Origin of the sequence: Actinoplanes sp. OR16 (genome assembly GCF_004001265.1) — a bacterium.
In the GTDB taxonomy this organism is placed as follows: domain Bacteria; phylum Actinomycetota; class Actinomycetes; order Mycobacteriales; family Micromonosporaceae; genus Actinoplanes.
In genome coordinates this window covers 3,588,263-3,605,953 of sequence record NZ_AP019371.1, presented here as the reverse complement: position 1 = coordinate 3,605,953, position 17,691 = coordinate 3,588,263, and the positions used below count along the sequence as shown (strand labels likewise).

At 66.9% G+C, this 17,691-nt stretch carries 17 protein-coding genes and 1 tRNA gene; 12 read left to right on the top strand and 6 right to left on the bottom strand.

Annotated elements, in window-relative coordinates; genetic code table 11:
• Positions 1–21: 21 nt before the first annotated feature.
• On the bottom strand, positions 22–483 hold the full coding sequence (locus EP757_RS16790) for a hypothetical protein (RefSeq protein ID WP_127547135.1): 462 nt from the start codon (positions 481–483) through the stop codon (positions 22–24).
• A gap of 581 nt (positions 484–1,064) precedes the next feature.
• Here EP757_RS16790 and urtA point away from each other — a divergent pair.
• From urtA to EP757_RS16745, 9 genes are all read left to right on the top strand, one after another.
• A complete protein-coding gene (urtA, locus tag EP757_RS16785) occupies positions 1,065–2,330 on the top strand; it encodes an urea ABC transporter substrate-binding protein (protein ID WP_232050545.1) in 1,266 nt (421 codons plus the stop codon).
• An 81-nt stretch (positions 2,331–2,411) separates the two neighbouring features.
• Positions 2,412–3,296 carry an urea ABC transporter permease subunit UrtB gene (gene urtB / locus EP757_RS16780; protein WP_127547131.1) on the top strand — a complete coding sequence of 295 codons (885 nt, stop codon included), beginning with the start codon at positions 2,412–2,414 and terminating at the stop codon, positions 3,294–3,296.
• Positions 3,293–4,390, top strand: a complete 1,098-nt coding sequence (urtC, locus tag EP757_RS16775) for an urea ABC transporter permease subunit UrtC (protein WP_127547129.1) — start codon at positions 3,293–3,295, stop codon at positions 4,388–4,390. The genes urtB and urtC overlap by 4 nt, the downstream gene beginning before the upstream one ends.
• Positions 4,387–5,190, top strand: coding sequence for an urea ABC transporter ATP-binding protein UrtD (gene urtD / locus EP757_RS16770; RefSeq protein WP_127547127.1), 804 nt, complete (start codon positions 4,387–4,389; stop codon positions 5,188–5,190). Before urtC ends, urtD begins: the two co-directional genes overlap by 4 nt.
• Position 5,191: 1 nt before the next feature.
• On the top strand, positions 5,192–5,875 hold the full coding sequence (locus EP757_RS16765; protein WP_127547125.1) for an ATP-binding cassette domain-containing protein: 684 nt from the start codon (positions 5,192–5,194) through the stop codon (positions 5,873–5,875).
• An 84-nt stretch (positions 5,876–5,959) separates the two neighbouring features.
• A complete protein-coding gene (locus tag EP757_RS16760) occupies positions 5,960–7,651 on the top strand; it encodes a cytosine permease (RefSeq protein ID WP_232050544.1) in 1,692 nt (563 codons plus the stop codon).
• A complete protein-coding gene (locus EP757_RS16755; protein ID WP_127547121.1) occupies positions 7,651–8,217 on the top strand; it encodes a TetR/AcrR family transcriptional regulator in 567 nt (188 codons plus the stop codon). Before EP757_RS16760 ends, EP757_RS16755 begins: the two co-directional genes overlap by 1 nt.
• Entirely contained in the window at positions 8,202–8,789 is a 588-nt protein-coding gene (locus tag EP757_RS16750) for a TetR/AcrR family transcriptional regulator (RefSeq protein WP_197725527.1), read from the top strand. The genes EP757_RS16755 and EP757_RS16750 overlap by 16 nt, the downstream gene beginning before the upstream one ends.
• Positions 8,790–9,225: 436 nt before the next feature.
• The gene (locus EP757_RS16745; RefSeq protein ID WP_160165808.1) at positions 9,226–11,775 is read left to right on the top strand and encodes an SGNH/GDSL hydrolase family protein; all 2,550 of its coding nucleotides are present in this window, start codon (positions 9,226–9,228) and stop codon (positions 11,773–11,775) included.
• Positions 11,776–12,157: 382 nt separating this feature from the next.
• Here EP757_RS16745 and EP757_RS16740 read toward each other — a convergent pair whose 3' ends face one another.
• Positions 12,158–13,750: a hypothetical protein gene (locus EP757_RS16740; protein ID WP_127547117.1), complete on the bottom strand. Its 1,593-nt coding sequence runs from the start codon at positions 13,748–13,750 to the stop codon at positions 12,158–12,160.
• A gap of 356 nt (positions 13,751–14,106) precedes the next feature.
• On the opposite strand from EP757_RS16740, the gene EP757_RS44620 reads away from it, so the two are divergent.
• The 3 genes from EP757_RS44620 to EP757_RS16730 are packed head-to-tail and all read left to right on the top strand — an operon-like array spanning position 14,107 to position 14,621.
• Positions 14,107–14,205, top strand: a complete 99-nt coding sequence (locus EP757_RS44620; RefSeq protein WP_305033065.1) for a type II toxin-antitoxin system prevent-host-death family antitoxin — start codon at positions 14,107–14,109, stop codon at positions 14,203–14,205.
• 15 nt (positions 14,206–14,220) lie between these two features.
• Complete coding sequence (locus tag EP757_RS44615; RefSeq protein WP_305033646.1) at positions 14,221–14,364, top strand: type II toxin-antitoxin system Phd/YefM family antitoxin; 144 nt, start codon at positions 14,221–14,223, stop codon at positions 14,362–14,364.
• Positions 14,361–14,621: a Txe/YoeB family addiction module toxin gene (locus EP757_RS16730; RefSeq protein WP_127547115.1), complete on the top strand. Its 261-nt coding sequence runs from the start codon at positions 14,361–14,363 to the stop codon at positions 14,619–14,621. Before EP757_RS44615 ends, EP757_RS16730 begins: the two co-directional genes overlap by 4 nt.
• 21 nt (positions 14,622–14,642) lie before the next feature.
• On the opposite strand, the gene EP757_RS16725 is transcribed toward EP757_RS16730, so the two are convergent.
• From EP757_RS16725 to EP757_RS16715, 4 genes are all read right to left on the bottom strand, one after another.
• On the bottom strand, positions 14,643–15,779 hold the full coding sequence (locus EP757_RS16725; protein WP_127547113.1) for a hypothetical protein: 1,137 nt from the start codon (positions 15,777–15,779) through the stop codon (positions 14,643–14,645).
• Positions 15,780–15,835: 56 nt separating this feature from the next.
• Positions 15,836–16,411, bottom strand: coding sequence for a hypothetical protein (locus EP757_RS43390; RefSeq protein WP_197725526.1), 576 nt, complete (start codon positions 16,409–16,411; stop codon positions 15,836–15,838).
• Positions 16,408–16,974, bottom strand: coding sequence for a hypothetical protein (locus tag EP757_RS43385; RefSeq protein ID WP_197725525.1), 567 nt, complete (start codon positions 16,972–16,974; stop codon positions 16,408–16,410). The genes EP757_RS43390 and EP757_RS43385 overlap by 4 nt, the downstream gene beginning before the upstream one ends.
• Before the next feature lie 601 nt (positions 16,975–17,575).
• A tRNA-Ile gene (locus EP757_RS16715) sits at positions 17,576–17,649 on the bottom strand.
• Between the last annotated feature and the right edge of the window lie 42 nt (positions 17,650–17,691).

Here is a 17,691-nt window from a genome sequence, read left to right as displayed (position 1 = left end):
CGGGGCGTGAGGCGGCCTGCCTCACGCCCCCTCGGCTGCCGGCCACAGCTGCACCAGCCACTCCTCGACACCTTCGAAGAACAGGTCAACGCCGACGCGCGCGGCCACCTCACCCCGACCGCGGCACGAGGCCCGCAGCCGCCAGCGGCCGGCCCTGCCGAGCGCGATGTCGGGACCCGCCGGGTTGCCGCTGAGCGCCTGCAGCCGTACGGATCCTGCCGGGGCGTCGAACGCGCCCTCGGCCGTGACCTCCCACCGGGTGTCGTCCGCTGCTGGTGGGCCGTCCCAGACCTGCACGTCGACCTGCGGGTAGAAGTCGTTGCCGGCGGAGGAGAAGACGACGCCGCGCGGCTGGGCAGCCAGCAGGTCACCGTCGGCCGGGATCAGATCCGCAGGGCTGTCGCCGTTCGCCGGATCCCACAGCAGGAACATCCGGTACATCACCAGTGGCGCCATCCGGTGCGACGCGACAACTTCCGCCATCCCCAACCTCCCGCAGACGTCCCGCCCATCCTGCCCCACCGCGCGCCCCGGGTGGGGGTTGACGTTCGGCGAGAACCGCACCGCCGACAAGTAGCCGGGATCGGTGCGCGGACGCGGCGTTCCCCGCCGAGGTCGTGTTCGCCACCGAGCCGCAGCAGACGACCGCTGCCGGGCCCGCCCTTGTACCGATTCGGGGCCGGCCACGCCGCAAGACAGGCACGCTGCCGTTACGGCCGCACAGCACGCCCGTTTGATCGCTCACGATGTCAGGACTGTGCCATACGCGTCGCACCCTCTTCAGCGATGGCATGACTCTGACACCAGAGAGTCGCTGTCCTCCGTGTATTTCCAGGGGAAACGCGACTTGACCCCTGCGGTGGCTACAGAGCTGGAACATCGAAGAAATGTCAGAGTAATGACTCGCAGTCAGTCTTCTTTCACTAGCGACAGTCGACGGCACCGGGTGGGCAGTCCGGGACAACGGCGGCTCGCCCCGAAACTTTTCATCCGCACGATCGCCCCCTTCACCAGGAACGGAGTTCTCACATATGTCCAACTCCAGCAAGCGAATGCGCGCACTCATGGCGACGGGTGCCCTCGGTACGGCCATGGCCGTCGTGCTCGCCGGCTGTGGCGCCCGAGCCGGTGACGACACGGCCGCCGCCGGGTCGTCACCGGCGGCCAGCTGCGTCGACACGTCCGGAGACACCGTCAAGCTCGGCTTCCTCAATTCCCTTACCGGCGGCATGGCGATCTCCGAGAAGACCGTGTCCAATGTGCTGCACATGGCCTCCGACGAGATCAACGCCAGCGGCGGCATCCTCGGCAAGAAGATCGAGTACGTCCAGGAGGACGGCGCCACCGACTGGCCGACCTTCGCGGAGAAGACCGAGAAGCTGCTCACTCAGGACTGCGTGGCCGCGATCTTCGGCGGCTGGACCTCATCCTCACGCAAGGCCGTGAAGCCGGTCGTCGAGAAGCTCAACGGTCTCTTCTTCTACCCGGTGCAGTACGAGGGCCTCGAGTCCTCGCCGAACATCTACTACACCGGTGCGACCACCAACCAGCAGATCATCCCGGCGATGGACTTCCTCGCCTCCAAGGGCGTGAAGAAGCTGTTCCTCGCCGGCAGCGACTACGTCTTCCCGCGGACCGCGAACGCGATCATCAAGTTGTACGCGGCCAAGCTCGGCATCGAGATCGTCGGCGAGGAGTACGTGCCGCTCGACAAGGACGACTGGACCAGCCAGGTGGCGAAGATTGTGGCGGCCAAGCCCGACTTCGTCTTCAACACCATCAACGGCTCGTCGAACGTCGGCTTCGTCAAGGCGTACTACGACGCCGGCCTCACCCCCGCGACGACGCCGATCATCTCGGTGTCGATCGCCGAGGAGGAGGCGCCGGCGATGGGCCATGAGGTCACCGGCAACTACGCGTCCTGGAACTACTTCCAGTCACTCAAGACCGACACCAACCCGAAGTTCATCGAGAGCTGGAAGGCCTACCCGAACAGCAGCGGCGTCACCTCCGACCCGATGGAAGCCGCCTACATCTCGATGTACCTGTACAAGGCACTCGTCGAGGCAGCCGGCTCGTTCGACGTCGACAAGGTGAACGCCGCCGCGAAGGCGAACAAGATCACGTTCGACGCGCCGGAGGGCACCGTCACGCTCAACGGCGAGAACCACCACATCTCCAAGCCGGGCCACATCGGCCAGATCAACGAAGACAACCAGTTCGACGTCGTCTGGGCCTCCGACAAGTTCATCGAGCCCGACCCGTACCTCGAGGGCTACGACTGGTTCCCGGCGGACGTCCGCGAGCAGCTGGTGGACGCAGCGGGCTGACCGCCCGGCGGGGTCGCGTGTCGCCTGCGGCGCGTGGCCCCGCGCTCCGGAGAACATCAACCCGCTACAGGGAGAGAGCACGTGGACGCACTGATCGCCCCACTGCTTAACGGCAGCGCCCAGGGTGCGCTGCTCCTGCTCGCCGCGCTGGGCCTCTCGCTCACCTTCGGCCAGATGGGCGTGATCAACATGGCCCACGGCGAGTTCCTCATGATCGGCGCCTTCGCCGCCTACCTCGTCCAGCAGGTCATCGAAGCCAGCGACCTGTCGATCCCGGTCGCGCTGCCGGTCGCGTTCGTCGTCGCCGGCCTGTTCGGCCTCCTGCTGGAGGTCACCATCATCCGATGGATGTACCGCAGGCCCCTCGACACCCTCCTCGTCACGGTCGGTGTCGGCCTGATCCTGCAGCAGGCGGCACTGCAGATCTTCCCGTCCCAGGGCGTGCCGGTGGAGAAGCCCAGCTGGCTCGACGGGCAGCTGACCGTCCTCGGCTACGCCTGGCCGTTACGACAGCTTTTCACCATCGTGCTCGCGATCGTCTGCGTCGCCGCCCTGTCGGCCTGGCTCAAGTACACCTCGTTCGGCCGCCGCATCCGGGCGACCGTGCACAACCGGGACCTCGCCGAGACCACGGGGATCTCCACCCGCGCCATCGACCGCCTCACCTTCTTTGTCGGATCGGGTCTGGCCGGGGTCGCCGGCGTGGCCGCGTCGCTCATCGGCGGCACGAACTCCCAGATGGGCGCGCAGTACATCATCCCGGCCTTCCTCGTGGTCGCGGCCGGTGGCATCGGCCAGCTCAAGGGCACCATCATCGCGGCGTTGGCGGTGGGCGTCGCTCTCTCGTACTTCGCGTACTGGACGACCGGCAGCTTGGCGCAGGTGCTCGCCTTCATCCTCGTGATCGTCTTCCTGCAGCTGCGCCCGCAGGGCCTGTTCACGGTGCGAACCAGGAGTCTGGCATGACCAAGTCGAAGTCATGGCTTTCCCTCAGCGGCATCGGGGTGTTGGCCGTCCTGCTCCTCGCGGTGGCCCCCCTCATGCTCACCGATCACTGGCTCAACAATCTCGGCAAGTACTGCTGCTGGGCCATCGCCGCGGTCGGCATCGGCCTGGCGTGGGGCCGGGGCGGGATGCTTGTGATGGGGCAGGGGGTGTTCTTCGCCCTCGGCGCCTACTCGATGGCCATGCACCTCACGCTGGAGACCGCCGGCGACCGGGTCCCCGGGTTCATGGTGCTCTACGACCCGCTCGCGCCACTCCCGGCGTTCTGGGAGCCGTTCCGCAGCGGGACGGTCACCCTGCTGGCGATCGTGCTGCTGCCCGTGATCGTGGCCGGCGCCCTCGGTTATGCGCTGTTCAAGCGCCGCGTGAAGGGCGCGTACTTCGCGATCCTGACGCAGGCGCTCGCCGTCGCGCTGGCCGTTCTGATCAGTTCCACGATCCGCGAGACCGGCGGCGACACCGGGCTCAGCGACTTCAAGTACTTCTTCGGCTTCGTACTCAACGACCCGGCGAACAAGGCCATGGTGTTCTTCATCGCGGCCGCACTGCTCATCGTGTGCCTGCTCGCGGTGTGGCAGCTCTACCGCAGCCGTTTCGGTGAACTTCTCGTCGCCACCCGGGACGCCGAGGAACGCGTGCGCTTCCTCGGTTACGACCCGGCCAACGTCAAGCTCGTCGCCTTCATCGTCTCCGCGCTGATGGCGAGCATCGGCGGTGCGATGTTCGTACCCATCGTCGGCATCATCACCCCCGCCGAGATCGGCGCCGCCGCCTCGATCCTGATGATCGCGGGTGTCGCCTTCGGCGGCCGCGCATCCCTCTTCGGCCCGGCGCTCGGCGCGATGGCGGTCGGTTGGGGGCAGTCGAGCCTCGGCTCGACCTGGCCGGAGGGCTGGACCTACATCCTCGGCCTGCTGTTCATCGTCGTCGTCCTCTTCCTGCCGAACGGGCTGTCGTCGCTGCCCGCCCGGCTCGCCGCCGCTCGCCGGAAACCGGACGAACCGCCCATCACCCCGGCGATCGCCGCCGCAGAGCTCGAAGAGGTGCGGTCATGACCGACGCTTCGCTCGTCGTCACCGACCTCCGCGTCGAGTTCTCGGGCTTCGTCGCGGTCGGTGGCGTCTCCTTCGACGCGCACCCCGGCGAGGTCCGGTTCCTCATCGGCCCGAACGGCGCCGGCAAGACGACCTGCATCGACGCCATCACCGGGCTGGTCAAGGGCACCGGATCGGCGAGGCTCAGCGAGAAGGAACTGCTCGGCAAGCAGGTGCACAAGATCGTCCGGCTCGGTGTCGGCCGCACGTTCCAGACCGCGAGCGTCTTCGACGAGCTCACCGTGCTGCAGAACCTCGACATCGCTGCCGGGCGCCACCGCTCGCCGTTCGCGCTGCTGCGGGCCCGGCGTGGCGTCGACCCGTCGATCGAGCAGGCTCTGGAGGAGACCGGGCTCAGTGCCGAGCTCGCCACGCCGGCCGGCATCCTGTCGCACGGGCAGAAGCAGTGGCTGGAGATCGCGATGCTGCTCGTGCAGGACGCGAAGGTGCTGCTGCTCGACGAGCCCGTCGCCGGCATGAGCCAGGACGAGCGCACCGCGACCGGTCAGCTTCTGCAGCGCATCGCGGCGAAGCGGATCGTGCTCGTGGTCGAGCACGACATGGATTTCATGCGCCGCTTCGCCACCCGGGTGACGGTGCTGCACCAGGGCAAGGTGCTCTCCCAGGGCACGGTGGCCGAGGTTCAGGCCGATCCCAAGGTGCAGGAGGTCTACCTCGGCACCGCGGGCGCCGCCACCACGGCCGCCATGTCGGCGATGCCCGAAACGGTGGCCGCGACACAGAAGCGGACGGAGGACTGACATGCTGGAGCTCACCGACATCGAGGCTGGTTACGGGCGCACGCGGGTGCTGCACGGTGTGACGGTGCCGTCCGGCAAGGTGGTGGCCGTGCTCGGCCACAACGGCGCCGGCAAGACGACCCTGCTGCGCCTCGCGATAGGCCTCATCAAGCCGTCGAAGGGCCGCGTGCTGTTCGACGGCGAGGACGTCACCTCGCTCGCCCCGAACCAGCGCGTCGCTCGCGGCATGGCGTACGTGCCGCAGGGCCAGCAGTCGTTCGGCCAGCTCACGACGCTGGAGAATCTCCAGCTCGTCGCCGACGGGCGCCGGGGCGGCAAGGCCCTCATCGAGGCACAGATGGCGCGCTTCCCCGCATTGGAGCAGTTCGCCGCCCGGAAGGCCGGTCTGCTCTCCGGCGGGCAGCGCCAGCAGCTCGCGATCGCCCGGGCCCTCATCACCCAGCCGAAACTGCTCATCCTCGACGAGCCGACCGAGGGCATCCAGCCCACGATCGTCGCCGAGATCGAGCAGACCATCGTGCAGCTCGCCGAGGACGGCATCAACGTGCTGCTCGTCGAGCAGCACATCGGCTTCGCTCTCGAGGCCGCCGAGCGCTACGTCGTCCTCGCCTCGGGCTTCGTCACACAGACCGGGGTGGGTGGCATGGCCGCCACGTCCACCGTGCGAGCTGCCATGGCGATCTGAGTCGGCATGACCCACGCCCGCAACGCCGTCGTAACACCTGATCGGGAGGATGCCCCCACGCAAGGTGCCTTAGGGGATGTCACTGTGTCGACGGACAACGCGCGCGCGGCCGCAGAGGACAGCCTGGAGGACTACGCCTTCCGCTATGTGCCGCGGACCTTCCGGCGCTGGAGCGCGGCCTCCGTCGGCGCGACCGCCCTCGGGTCCATCGCGTTCCTCGCCGACTTCTCGATCGGCGCGAGCATCGGCATCGATCACGGCACCTCCAACGCCGTGCTCGGCATCGTGTTCGCGTCGGTCATCATTCTCATCGTGGGTGTGCCCGTCGCCTACTACGGCGCCCGCTACAACCTCGACCTCGACCTCATCGCCCGCGGCGCGGGATTCGGGTACTACGGCTCCATCATCACGACGGTGATATTCGCGGGCTTCACCTGCATCTTCTTCGCCCTCGAGGGCGCCATCATGGCACAGGGGCTGCAGCTGGCGACCGGGATGCCGCTGTGGCTCGGCTATCTCGTCTCGACCGTCGTCGTGATCCCGATCGTCATCTACGGCATGCGTGCGCTGGAGCGCCTCCAGTTCTGGACCACGCCCCTGTGGCTCGCCCTCGCCCTGCTGCCGCTGCTGTGGATCGTCGTCTCCGACCCCGAGGCGGTTCGCGCCTTCACGTCGTTCACCGGCGACTCCGACGGTTCGATCAGCTTCGGGGCCGTCGTCTCGAGTGCGGCCGTCTGTTTCGCGCTCACCCCACAACTCGCGGAGCAGATCGACTACATCCGCGCCATGCCGCCGCGGACGCCGTCGAACGCCCGCTCGTGGTGGGCGTCGTTCGCGTTCGCCGGCCCGGGCTGGATCGTCTTCAGCGGCACCAAGCAGGTGATCGGGGTGTTCCTAGCCGTCTACCTGCTCGTGAAGGTCGAACCCACGCTCGGGCACGAGGCGACCGAACCGGCCAAGCAGTTCGTCGTGATGTATCAGACCCTGCTCCCCGACTGGCTCGCGATCGTCCTCGCCCTGATGCTCATCGTGGTCGCGCAGGTGAAGATCAACGTGACGAACGCGTACTCGGGTTCGCTCGCGTGGTCGAACGTCTTCACCCGTGTGGCCAAGCACTATCCCGGTCGCACGATCTTCGTGCTGTTCAACCTCGTGATCGCCTATGTGCTCATGATGCTTGACGTCTTCACCCTCATCTCGTTCGTGCTGAGCCTCTACGCGAACGTGGTCATGGCATGGCTCGTGACGATCGCCACCGATATCGCGATCAATAAGTGGGTGCTGCGTATCTCGCCGCGTTTCCCCGAGTTCCGCCGCGGCATGCTGCACGATTGGAACCCGGTCGGGCCTCTCTCGGTGGGGCTCGCCTCGGTGCTGTCGTTGCTCGCGTTCGCCGGGGTGTTCGGTGCCGCCCTCAAGCCGTTCTCGGTGCTCATCGCGATCGGCGTCGCGTTCGTGTCCACGCCGGTCATCGCCCTCGCCACGCGGGGACGTTACTACCTGCGTCGCCGCTCCGACGGCATCGACTCTCCCCGGTTCGACGAGAACGGCAACCCCTCGGGCGAGCGGCTGCGCTGTCATGTCACCGGATACACCTTCGAGCGGCCGGATATGCTGGCCTCGGCGGAGAGGGGGCCGCACGGCGAAGTCCAGTACGTCTCGTCGCTGGCACTCACGCTCGACGATTCCGATCACTACGTGCTCCCCCCGGAAGTCACCGGCCCCGTGCGCCGGGCTGCCGCCCGCAGAGCATCCCAACGTCGGGGGGAGACGTGATGGAGGAGCCGGTCGACACTGCGACCGCAATTCTGGCGAGCGCCGCGGTGCTACTGCGCGAGAGCACGTTCGACGACATCTCCTACCGCGCCCTCGCCGACGAGGTCGGCATTTCGGAGCGCACGATCTACCGCCAGTACCCCACACGCGCGCACCTGCTCGCCGCACTCTCGAACTGGATCGAGCAGACCCGTTTCCCGTTGCCGCCGTTCGTGACCATCGCCGATTTCCGCGCCGCCGCACACGAGCGCTTCCGCGCCTTCGACGCGCTACCGGCCTATGCGTACGTCGGCGCGCGAGCGTCCGCGATCTCGCCGACGCTCGACACCGAACCCGCCTACATCACACGAGCGATCGAAGCGATGCTCGAGGTAGCGGCGCCGACGCTCAACCGGCGGGACCGGCAGCGGGTCGCGGCATCACTGCGCTACTTCTCGTCGTCGATGTTCTGGGCACGACTGCGCGCCAGCTTCGACCTGGACGCCGACGACATCTGCGACGCATTCGACCGGGCGGTGGACACCGTGCTCGCGAGGCTGCCGGAGGCGACGTGGGCGAAGCCATGACCGGGCCGGCGGCGGCCCCGGCGCTGAGTGGGACGCAGGCCGCGATCCTTGCCGCCTACGCCGGACTGATCGAGGAACTCGGCAGCGACGACGTGTCGTACCGGGTCATCGCGCGCCGGGCCGGCATCGCCGAGCGCACGGTTTTCCGGAACTATCCCACGCGCGTCGACCTGCTGCTGGCGACCGCAGCGTGGATCGAGACGACGCTGTTCGCCCGCGAGGAGTCGCATTCGATCTTCGACGTCCCCCTCGCGATTCGCGACGCGATGCAGCGTTACGACCTGCGGCCGGAGCTCGCGCATGTCGTCGCCGAGACAGCGATGCGCGGCGTGAGCGGCGCGGCGCCATCGCCCCACCGGGCGCAACTCGAGCGGCTGTTGGATGCCGAGGTGCCATCCCTCGACCCGGCGCAGCGCAGGGCGGTCATCGCGGCGCTGTCGCACCTCGACTCCGCCGGGACCTGGGTGACGTTCCGCCGTGAGTTCGGTATGGACCGGCGAGACATCGCCGATGCCGCTGCATGGGCGGCGGAGGCGGTGCTCGACAGCATCCGCGATCGCGTCGCCCCGTAACGGGACGCAAAGGCCCAAGCTCGCGGGGTGTCCGCCAGCGTAGACGGCGCTCAGAGAACTCCGTCAGAGAGAAGCCGCGTCTCCGAGTGATCGGGACGCGTTCATGCCGATCGAGCCATCATCGGCCGGCATCACGACCTCACCGGAAAGGTGCCGGTATTCCCTTTCGGGCATTGTGATGCGACTGATGGCTTTCGCTGCCGTCAGGGATCGGTTCGCACTGCGAATCACCTCGAAAGCTGATCCAGTCTCTCTGTGTCCGGCTTACGATGCCGGAACGTTCTACGCCGTGGAGGGCCCAATGAGACCTGGAGTAAAGCGGATCAGCCGGCCTGCACTTGCCGTATTCGCGCTCCTGGCTGCGATACTGACAATTCCGGCAGACGCTCGACCCGCGGCGGCGGCACTGACGAAACTGCCGCTGAACATCCTGGTCATGGGTGACAGCTACAGCGCCGGCAACGGCACCGGCATCTACCAGGGCGCAGCCGGGTGCTGGCGGTCGTCGAAGAACTACGGCGAGCAGTACGCCACCATGCTCAAAGCCGCCCCGTACAGCCAGCCGACGAAGGTCACCACCGTCGCCTGCAGCGGAGCCGTTTCCGCCGACTTCGCCAACCCGAAGAGCGGCCGGCCGGCGCAGAACGACGCGATCACCGGAGCCGAGGACCTCATCTTCCTCACCGTTGGCGGCAACGACGCGAACTTCAACAACATCGTGATCCAATGCCTCGTCGCCGCTTCTCGGTCCGGGGCGAAGTGCAACACGCTTCTCACCGCCGCAGAGAAGATGATCGGCTCGGGAGCCAACCTCGACAGCGAACTCGGCAAACGAGTCAAAAAGGTCCTCGACAGCGTCTACGTCAAGTCGAAAAGCCGAGCAAACCCGCACATCAAGATCGTGATGCTCGGCTACGCCTACCTTGAAGGCGACACCAACTACACACTCAATTACAAATCCGGCACCAAAACGGTCCCCGTTGCCGTCGGTAAACGCCTCAAAGCCATAAGCGACAAGGGCGAAGCCCTCCAGAAGGCAGTGGTCGCCAAACTCAACACCACCTACTCCGCCTACAAGCCCTACACCTTCGTCTCGGTACAGAAACTCTTCAGCGGACCACCGTTCCACGGCCTCTACGCCCAGAAGAACAACCCGAACCGGTGGATGGTCGACCCGCTACGCGACCGGCCATTCGGCTCCATCACCACCTCCTATCACCCCAACCTGACTGGCTGGACCCAGGAAGCCAAACTCCTGCTCGCCAACAAAGCCCTGCCACACACCAAGACCCAGCCCGTCGTCGTCGGAGGCAACCTACCCACCGGCACACTCGGCAAGCCCTACACCGCCACGCTCGCGACCACCGACAACCGGGCCGGCACCTGGACAATCACCGGAACCCTGCCAGCCGGGCTCAAACAGAACGGCAACAAGATCACCGGCATCCCCACGAAAGCCGGCACCTCGACCCTCAGCGTCACCTTCACCGACACCCTCGGCACCCGAACAGCTGCCGCCACCAAACGCCTCACCGTCAACCCCGCGGCCACCCCGGCACCCGGATGGCAAGCCACCACCGCGAACGGCATCCCCTTCATCAGCGGCCTCAGCTGCACCACCACCCTGTGCACCGGCTACACCCTCGACTCCAGCAACAACAACACGCCGTCGCTGCTGAGCAGGGCCAGCGGCGGCACCTGGATCACCACCAAACCCCCACTGCCCGCTGGCGTCGAAGACACAAACGGCGTCGTCTACTCCACGAGCTGCACCGAAACCGGCACCTGCGCAGCCCTCGGCTACTACCCCCGCAAAGACATACCCGGCACCAACGCCATCATCGTCTGGACCACCACCGGCAACGGCTGGAAAGCCCAGGTCATCCCCACACCCAGCACCACCCACCTCTGGGTCACGAACTACACCGTCAGCTGTGGTAAGGACACCTGCGCAACCATCACCTGGGCCAACTCCACCCAGGACGGCCCCACCCACGCGATCCTCACCACCTGGACCGCCGCCACCGGATGGAAATCCGTCTACGCGCCGATGCCCACCAGCACCGCCGCTCCCGGCACCGCATTCAGCAACTGGGACATCAACCCGGCAGTCAGCTGCGGTACCGGCGTCTGCGCCATCGCCAGCTCCTACGTAGACACCACCGACACCTGGCATCAGATCGTCTGGACCTACCAGGCCAGCGGCTGGTCCCACTTCCTCCCGCCCAAACCAGCCGGGCTGGACGGCGGAGCCTATGGCCGGCAACCGATCGGCTGCGGCGACGGCGTCTGCGGCATGGTCACCACCTACAACCCGGCTAACGGCGACGCCACCTTCACCTTCCAGGGATGGACGTGGACCGGCGGCCGCTGGAGCAGCCCGGTTAACCTGCCCACCACGGTCGACACCAGCAGCAGCTACATCGACGCAGTCACCTGCAGCACCTTCTGCGTCACCACCGCCCGGCTCCGCATCCGCGACAGCGGCTCAGACGCCCTCGCCGTATGGGGATGGACCAGCCTGACCAGCTGGCGCGCCCTCACCCTCACCGCCGAGAACATGGACCGGCCCATCGACTACGCCGGCAACACTTGCGGCAACCGGATCTGCGCCATCACCGGCGGCCACGACTACAACGGCGAGAAGACCTGGATCTGGACCAGCACGGATGGCGTCATCTGGACCCCGCACGCCGAGAACAACAACCACACCCTCACCGGCTGCGGTGGCTCCACCTGCGCAGCATGGACAGGAACCCTCAAACCCGTAACCGGCTGGACGAACGGCCCGACACTGCTGTCGTTCACCGACGGCATCTGGAAATCCCAGCCCGCACCCATGCCCGCCGACGCTCTGACAAGCCCCAACAGTGGAACCCAACCCTCGTACGTCGTCTGCGGTGGCACCACCTGCGCCGTCAACGGCTACTACTCCACCGTAAACGCCCCCATCGACCAAGCTAGCGTCGCCTGGATCACCAACTGATCGACGCCCGTCGGCGGTGGTGGAAACGAGCCGGTTCCGGCCCAGTTCCACCACCGCCAGGAGTAGCAATTGGGCTACCTACGATGTCTGGACGCGCTGCGCGAGCGTAAAAGACGGTTCTCGCAGCCACGGCAGGATTCGCCGGTGACGTCCTGGCTCCGATACCGATTCCGGATGCGGCTCGACGGGTGCTGGCGTTCTGCACGGAGCCGCGCAGCGGATGATTACGATCGTCGAGGCCGTCCTGCGAAGCCACCCGCCTACGCCTCTAACTGGTTCCGGTCTTCAGTGATACGTGGCCGATGATCGAGGGTCTGATAGGCCGTGCTCCTGTGGTCACGGTGACTCTGCACATCCGTGACCACACCGCCGATCGGCCAGGTCAGATGAGCCGACGCAGTACGGTACGGCCGGCTTTGAGGACCGCGTTCCGCAACTCTGGGGTTTGCACGACCGTGCCGACGACCACGGCCCCGGTGACGGCGGTTGCCGCTACCGCAGGGCCGGCGTCGATCGCTTTCTGTTTCGCGGCGTCCTGCCACGGCCGCGCCTGCCACGGCTCACCGGTTACCGCGTCGATGCCGATCAGCCCGTACAGGTCTGCGACGAGACCGGACAGCTTGTTGCTGGACTCGACGACCGCCGGCGACTTACGCGGGTTCGTGAACACGTGGTCGTTAGCGGTGTCGACGACCGTGTCCAACCGTGCCCGCACCTTCCTGGTGCGCCGCAGGACGTGGTCGAGTTGCGTGCGCCGGGCTTCGTACGCGCCTTCCCGGTAAGCGTCGAGTTTCTCCGGGTTCTCCTGGCTGACGCGGTCCAACTCGACGACGGTGAGGCTGCGTTCGAGTTGGAAGCACCGGGCGATGACGACCAGCCACCGGTGCGCTTCGCGTTCGGCGTCGGCCGCGGCCTGGGCCAGCGATCCGATACCGGTCTTGCTTTCGAGGTTCCCGACGATGCGTTCGAGCTGGCCGAGGGCGTACCCGCACGCGGTCGCGATCGTCTCGTGCCCGCCCTGGACGGTGGACCACAGCGTCGGGTCTACCTCACCGGTCTTGGCCTGGATGATCATCGCCCGGTCGAGGACCGCGCCGATGCCGTACAGGGCGGCCAGCTCCCGGATCTCCTGATTGGCGAGGATGTCGGTGACGCCGGCGTCGATCCGGGTCAGGTAGGCGGTGATCCTGGCGATCTGCTTTTGGGCGGCGAGCTGCGCGAGAATCCCGGCGACGCCGGCGACCGCTGCCGGGGTCAGCAACGATCCCGACTCCTTCACGAACTGCACGTACGTACGGATTCGCCCCTTGTCGGCTTTGATGACGCCAGTTGGCGCGCCGGTCGCCGACGACGCCCGCAACCCGAACTTCTCACATAACGCCGCGGAGTCCTCGGTGAGCTGGACCCAACGGAACGCACCCGCGGTCATCTCCGCGCTTTCGCCCACGACAGTTGCCGCGGCACCGAGGACCGCGGTGGCCTGCTCCCGGAAGTCCTGCGAGCCGGCCCACCAGCCGTTGTCTCTCAAGAACTGTTCCACCGCCCGCGGATCACCGATGACCGCGAGGCCATCACCATCGCTGATCAACTGAATCGCGTCGTCGTCCACCCCAGCGCCTTTCGATCGGCTGACGCCGCTGAGGTTAGCCGCACTTTTCCACTGTGCGCAGGTGCGCTCACCCGGTTGGACACAGCCACGCGGGAATACGGTGTCCTCGGCTTCTGCTGCCCGCTTCCATGCCGCGACGCGGCCACGCGGGTTCGCCTCATCGCACGGCCTCTCAGGCATCCTCGCCGCGGAAGCGGTTGACGGTGCAGCCAGACGCCAGCGCGATAGGTAGCGTGACCATACGTAGCGCCGTTCTCCGTAGGGAGAGACGGCGCTCCTCGGTCGGCGCGGGGAACTCGCCGCTTTGCACCGGCGCATCGGGACGGCGAGCGCGTGTTCGGTCGGGGTGCCCGGAGGCAGCCTCATAAGCGTGACGGTACGAGGGTTGCGGTGCACTAGAGCCGCTGCGCCCCAGTTTTGTCCATTTCTTTGTCCACACGCTCCGTAGCTTGATGAGCGTCGATCATCTAGCGGTTCTGAACGGGGTTGTTCCTCGAACTTAAAATGTGAAGGAACGCCGCGTTTCCACTGGAGGGCCGGGCGTTGCACCACGCGAACCACTCCATCGCCGTCCCCGGCAACCCACTACCGGGACGTTTGACCAGCTCACGTAGCAGGTAGTCGCATTCGGGTCGCCGTCGGCGGCCCTGAGCGGGCGCCAGGAGCGGGCGCACCGCCACCAGCAGAGTGGTACCGCATCCGGTACAACCTAGGGAGGCGTCATGACGTCAGCGATCAGCGCCAGTGAGGCGCGTAGGTCCCTCTTCCCGCTTATCGAGCGCGTCAACGAGGACCACACCCCGATCGAGATCGTCTCCTAGCGGGGCAACGCCGTCCTGGTGAGCAAGGAGGACTGGGACTCCATCGTGGAGACCAACTACCTGCTCCGATCGCCCGCCAACGCCAAGCGCCTTGCCGAGAGCGTCGAGCAGTGGCGTGCTGGCCGCGCCACCGAGCGCGAGTTCGGGCCCGAGGAGTGAAACTCAGCTGGACCGACCACGGCGGGGACGACTACCTGTACTGGCAGACCCGGGATCGAAAAACCCTCAAACGCATCAACACGCTGATTGCCGATATCAAACGCGACCCCGACGGCCAGGGCATCGGCAAACCGGAGATCCTCCGAAACAACCTCGCCGGACTCCGGTCCCGGCGTATCGACGACGAACACCGCATGGTGTACGCCGTCGAGGCCAACGAGATCACCATCATCTCCTGTCGCTACCGCTACGAGTAGCTCTGGCCATATCGTTCGTGATCAGCGGCGTTTGGCGAACTCTGCCAAGCGCTCGCTGAGCGGGCTCACTCGCGGGCGCGGTGGCCGGTCGTAATAGCCGGGCTTGATCTCGCGCATCAGTGCCTCACCGTCCCGGCTCCAGTCGAACCGTGGCCGTTTCAGCAGCCGGCGGAACACGACACTCGCCTTCTCCGGATCCGTCGCCGCCAGCCGACGCAGGACCATCGGCTCCACGCCGTCGTCCTCGATGTAGGACAGTGTCTGCTCGCGCCACCGGCGGCGTCGCAGCAAGTCCGGGTTCGCGAACGCTTCCTCCACGAGGCCGAACTCCGCGTAGAAACCGAGTCCGTCTATCTCGTCGTAAATCAGCGCCACTGTCTCCGCATCGGTCACGTCCGAGGGCAACGACATCGACACCGCCGGCGGGACGTCCTTCGGGGCCGGCCCGAGAACCGCATCACGGCAGTACGTGTAGTAGCCCTCGAGCCGCTCCTGCGTCTGCTCCCCCGGGACCACCAGCAGGTCGGTGCCGAAGAACTCGACGAACCGCGCACGGTCGGCACGCTGGTGTTTCCATGCCAGTGTCACCTTGTCCGGGTTTCGGAAGACCGCATCCGGCGTACGCAACGACATGTCGATCGCGAGCTGATAAGCGATGTCCCGCTGGCTCGCGGGCAGGACCTGTACCGGCCCGCTCAGCATCCACTCATCACCGACCGCGACCAGCCGGGCGATGATGAACGAGCGGCGCGGCATCTGCTTGAAGACGGCCGGGCCCATGTTCGATCGGACCCGATAGGTCAAATCGTCAACCAAACTCTCCACGACGAGCGCAGGCCCGTCCTTCCGCTGCACCTCGAACGGGCCCTCCACCACATCGCGCCAGCCGAGCACCATCTCCCGTTCGGCCTCCGGCAGGTCCGGCCGGGCGTCCACGAACTGGTCCACCACCGTACGGCCGTTCGCCAGCCGATGTTCCAGCACGAAACAGTCCCATAGCAGCATCCACCGCTGCTCATCGGCATCTTCCAGGCCATTGCCGTGCTGGGCCAGGAAACTTGACGCAGCGCGGTCGAAGCGGGGCTGTTGAGAAAACGCCACCAGCTCGCCCTTGAGATCGCCAGCGCGTCGTAGCAGCACGGCATCAGACATCGACATGCCACCAACCTATGAGCTGCCGAGGCCGGACCGTCACGGGTGCCTCGTTCGGGTAATCAGTCGGTCAGATAACGAGCGAGGCGTTCGGCGTTGAGTCCCCGCACGGCCTCCTCGACCGCTTCCGAGTCGGACAGATCGACACCACGGGCCGCCAACTCTGCGGCGATCTGCTTAGCCGGACCCCACGCCGCCGTGTCGTCGAACGCCTCCTCGAATGCGGGAAGGAACGTGTCGACCGCATCGACCACCGGACCGATCCATTCCGGGGCGACCGCCCGGCGTTCCAGGGCGTACTGGACCCAGCGTCGTAACACCTCGGGCAGCGCGGCACGCTGCTCGGCGTCCAGCGCCACCTTGCGCGGCAACCAGTCGGCCAGGAACACGCCGATCTGCCCTGGACTCCAGCACATCGGGCCGCTGGTCATGTAGCCGTCGCCGTAGTCCAGGAACAGGTCGGCCAGCGACCTGGCGACCGTGTCGTCGACCGGCGCGAACCCGTCCAGCAATCGTTCCCGTTCCTCCTCGCCCATCGGCTGCCAGTCACGGAAGTCCGGAAGATACGACCGGCATCGTGACCAGGCCAACGCGCGCCAGTCGACGAAGTCCTCGTCATCGTGGCGGGGCCAAATCATGTCTGTGGTCCGCAACGCGTCGGCCAGTTCCGCCAGCACGGTTTCGACCGGCACTCGACGGCCGTCATCGGCACCTCGCCGGGCTCGCGCAGCCGGTCCCAGGTCTCCGCAGCCCCGGGCTGCAGCACCGCCAGCTTGTCCACCAGCACACCACCGGCGAGGGAGATCTGCGCCATCAACGTGTGCGGCGTCTGCCCGGCGAACTCGACGAACAGCACGTGCTCGCTGTCCCAGACGTCCAGCGCCCGCCACGCCCGAACCGGCGTGAAAGCCGCCGCCTCCAACCACTGCGGCACCGGCTGGCTCTCCGACAAGATCTCCAGCGTGCCGTCCAGCATCGACCACTCGCCGGGAGCGGCGACACGGCGCAGCGCCGCCACCGCGGCCAGCCCGTGCGGCGACGGCCGCGTCGACGCCCTGCCCACCACCTCCAGGTGGAACATCTGCTCCGGCTCACGCTCGCCGAGCCCCGCGGTAGACCACGCCGCGCCGAGCCACCCACTGGCCCACCGCTCGACCTCGAGCACACTGTCCTCGGACACGATCGTTACCGCGTCACGCATCAACCGGTCCGACAACCGCAACTCACGCACCGGACGCTGCGGCTTACCTCGTCCCGAGGGACGACCACGACTCTTGGGCACGTACCCATCTAGCACATCCAGCCCGGGGCGACGCCCGAGCGACCCGCGGTTCGCGCAATGCCACATTTGAGCCGTCGAGCGCAACGAGGACTGCCTGGGGTGCGCCCATGCCCAGTTGCGGCCGGGCCGAATCTCCGAGGGTGAAGGCGACCAAGATTTCCGAATCGTTCACCTGGCCAGGGCAGAAGTAAGACCACCTCTCGACGCTGGTCGAGAGATCCCCTGTAGGCCCCGACGATTACGCCGCCGCGCTGTTTGCATAGCCGCCTCGGCCTGCCGGGTTGCCGGGCTAGGAAGCGCCGAGATGACCGCGACTCGTGCGCAGCCGCTGCTCACCACCGACGTTCGATCCAGGATCTATGGATGCCGCGAAGGAGCACCAACCCGCCCCTGCACAAGGCGCCCCCGCACCGTGGGGTCTAAAGTAGACACGTTCAAGGACGCGCCGCGGCCTGGACCGACGCACCCAGCGCGCCCACCGCACCGTGGGGTCTGGGGGTCGCCCCCAGACAGATACGAGTGGGGCGGGCGGGACTCGAACCCGCGACCGAGGGATTATGAGTCCCCTGCTCTAACCCACTGAGCTACCGCCCCGTACCGGCGGCGATCCTATCCCGTGCGCCACGCCCACAGCTA

Excerpts from the sequence above, each read along its gene's own strand:
- EP757_RS43385 (WP_197725525.1), bottom strand. The coding sequence starts at position 16,974 with ATGCGTGACGCGGTAACGATCGTGTCCGAGGACAGTGTGCTCGAGGTC.
- EP757_RS16725 (WP_127547113.1), bottom strand. The coding sequence starts at position 15,779 with ATGTCGATGTCTGATGCCGTGCTGCTACGACGCGCTGGCGATCTCAAG.
- EP757_RS16790 (WP_127547135.1), bottom strand. The coding sequence starts at position 483 with ATGGCGGAAGTTGTCGCGTCGCACCGGATGGCGCCACTGGTGATGTAC.
- EP757_RS16755 (WP_127547121.1), top strand. The coding sequence starts at position 7,651 with ATGGAGGAGCCGGTCGACACTGCGACCGCAATTCTGGCGAGCGCCGCG.
- EP757_RS44620 (WP_305033065.1), top strand. The coding sequence starts at position 14,107 with ATGACGTCAGCGATCAGCGCCAGTGAGGCGCGTAGGTCCCTCTTCCCG.
- EP757_RS16765 (WP_127547125.1), top strand. The coding sequence starts at position 5,192 with ATGCTGGAGCTCACCGACATCGAGGCTGGTTACGGGCGCACGCGGGTG.
- EP757_RS16745 (WP_160165808.1), top strand. The coding sequence starts at position 9,226 with ATGGGTGACAGCTACAGCGCCGGCAACGGCACCGGCATCTACCAGGGC.
- EP757_RS16740 (WP_127547117.1), bottom strand. The coding sequence starts at position 13,750 with ATGAGGCTGCCTCCGGGCACCCCGACCGAACACGCGCTCGCCGTCCCG.
- urtA (WP_232050545.1), top strand. The coding sequence starts at position 1,065 with ATGGCGACGGGTGCCCTCGGTACGGCCATGGCCGTCGTGCTCGCCGGC.
- urtD (WP_127547127.1), top strand. The coding sequence starts at position 4,387 with ATGACCGACGCTTCGCTCGTCGTCACCGACCTCCGCGTCGAGTTCTCG.
- urtC (WP_127547129.1), top strand. The coding sequence starts at position 3,293 with ATGACCAAGTCGAAGTCATGGCTTTCCCTCAGCGGCATCGGGGTGTTG.
- EP757_RS43390 (WP_197725526.1), bottom strand. The coding sequence starts at position 16,411 with ATGATTTGGCCCCGCCACGATGACGAGGACTTCGTCGACTGGCGCGCG.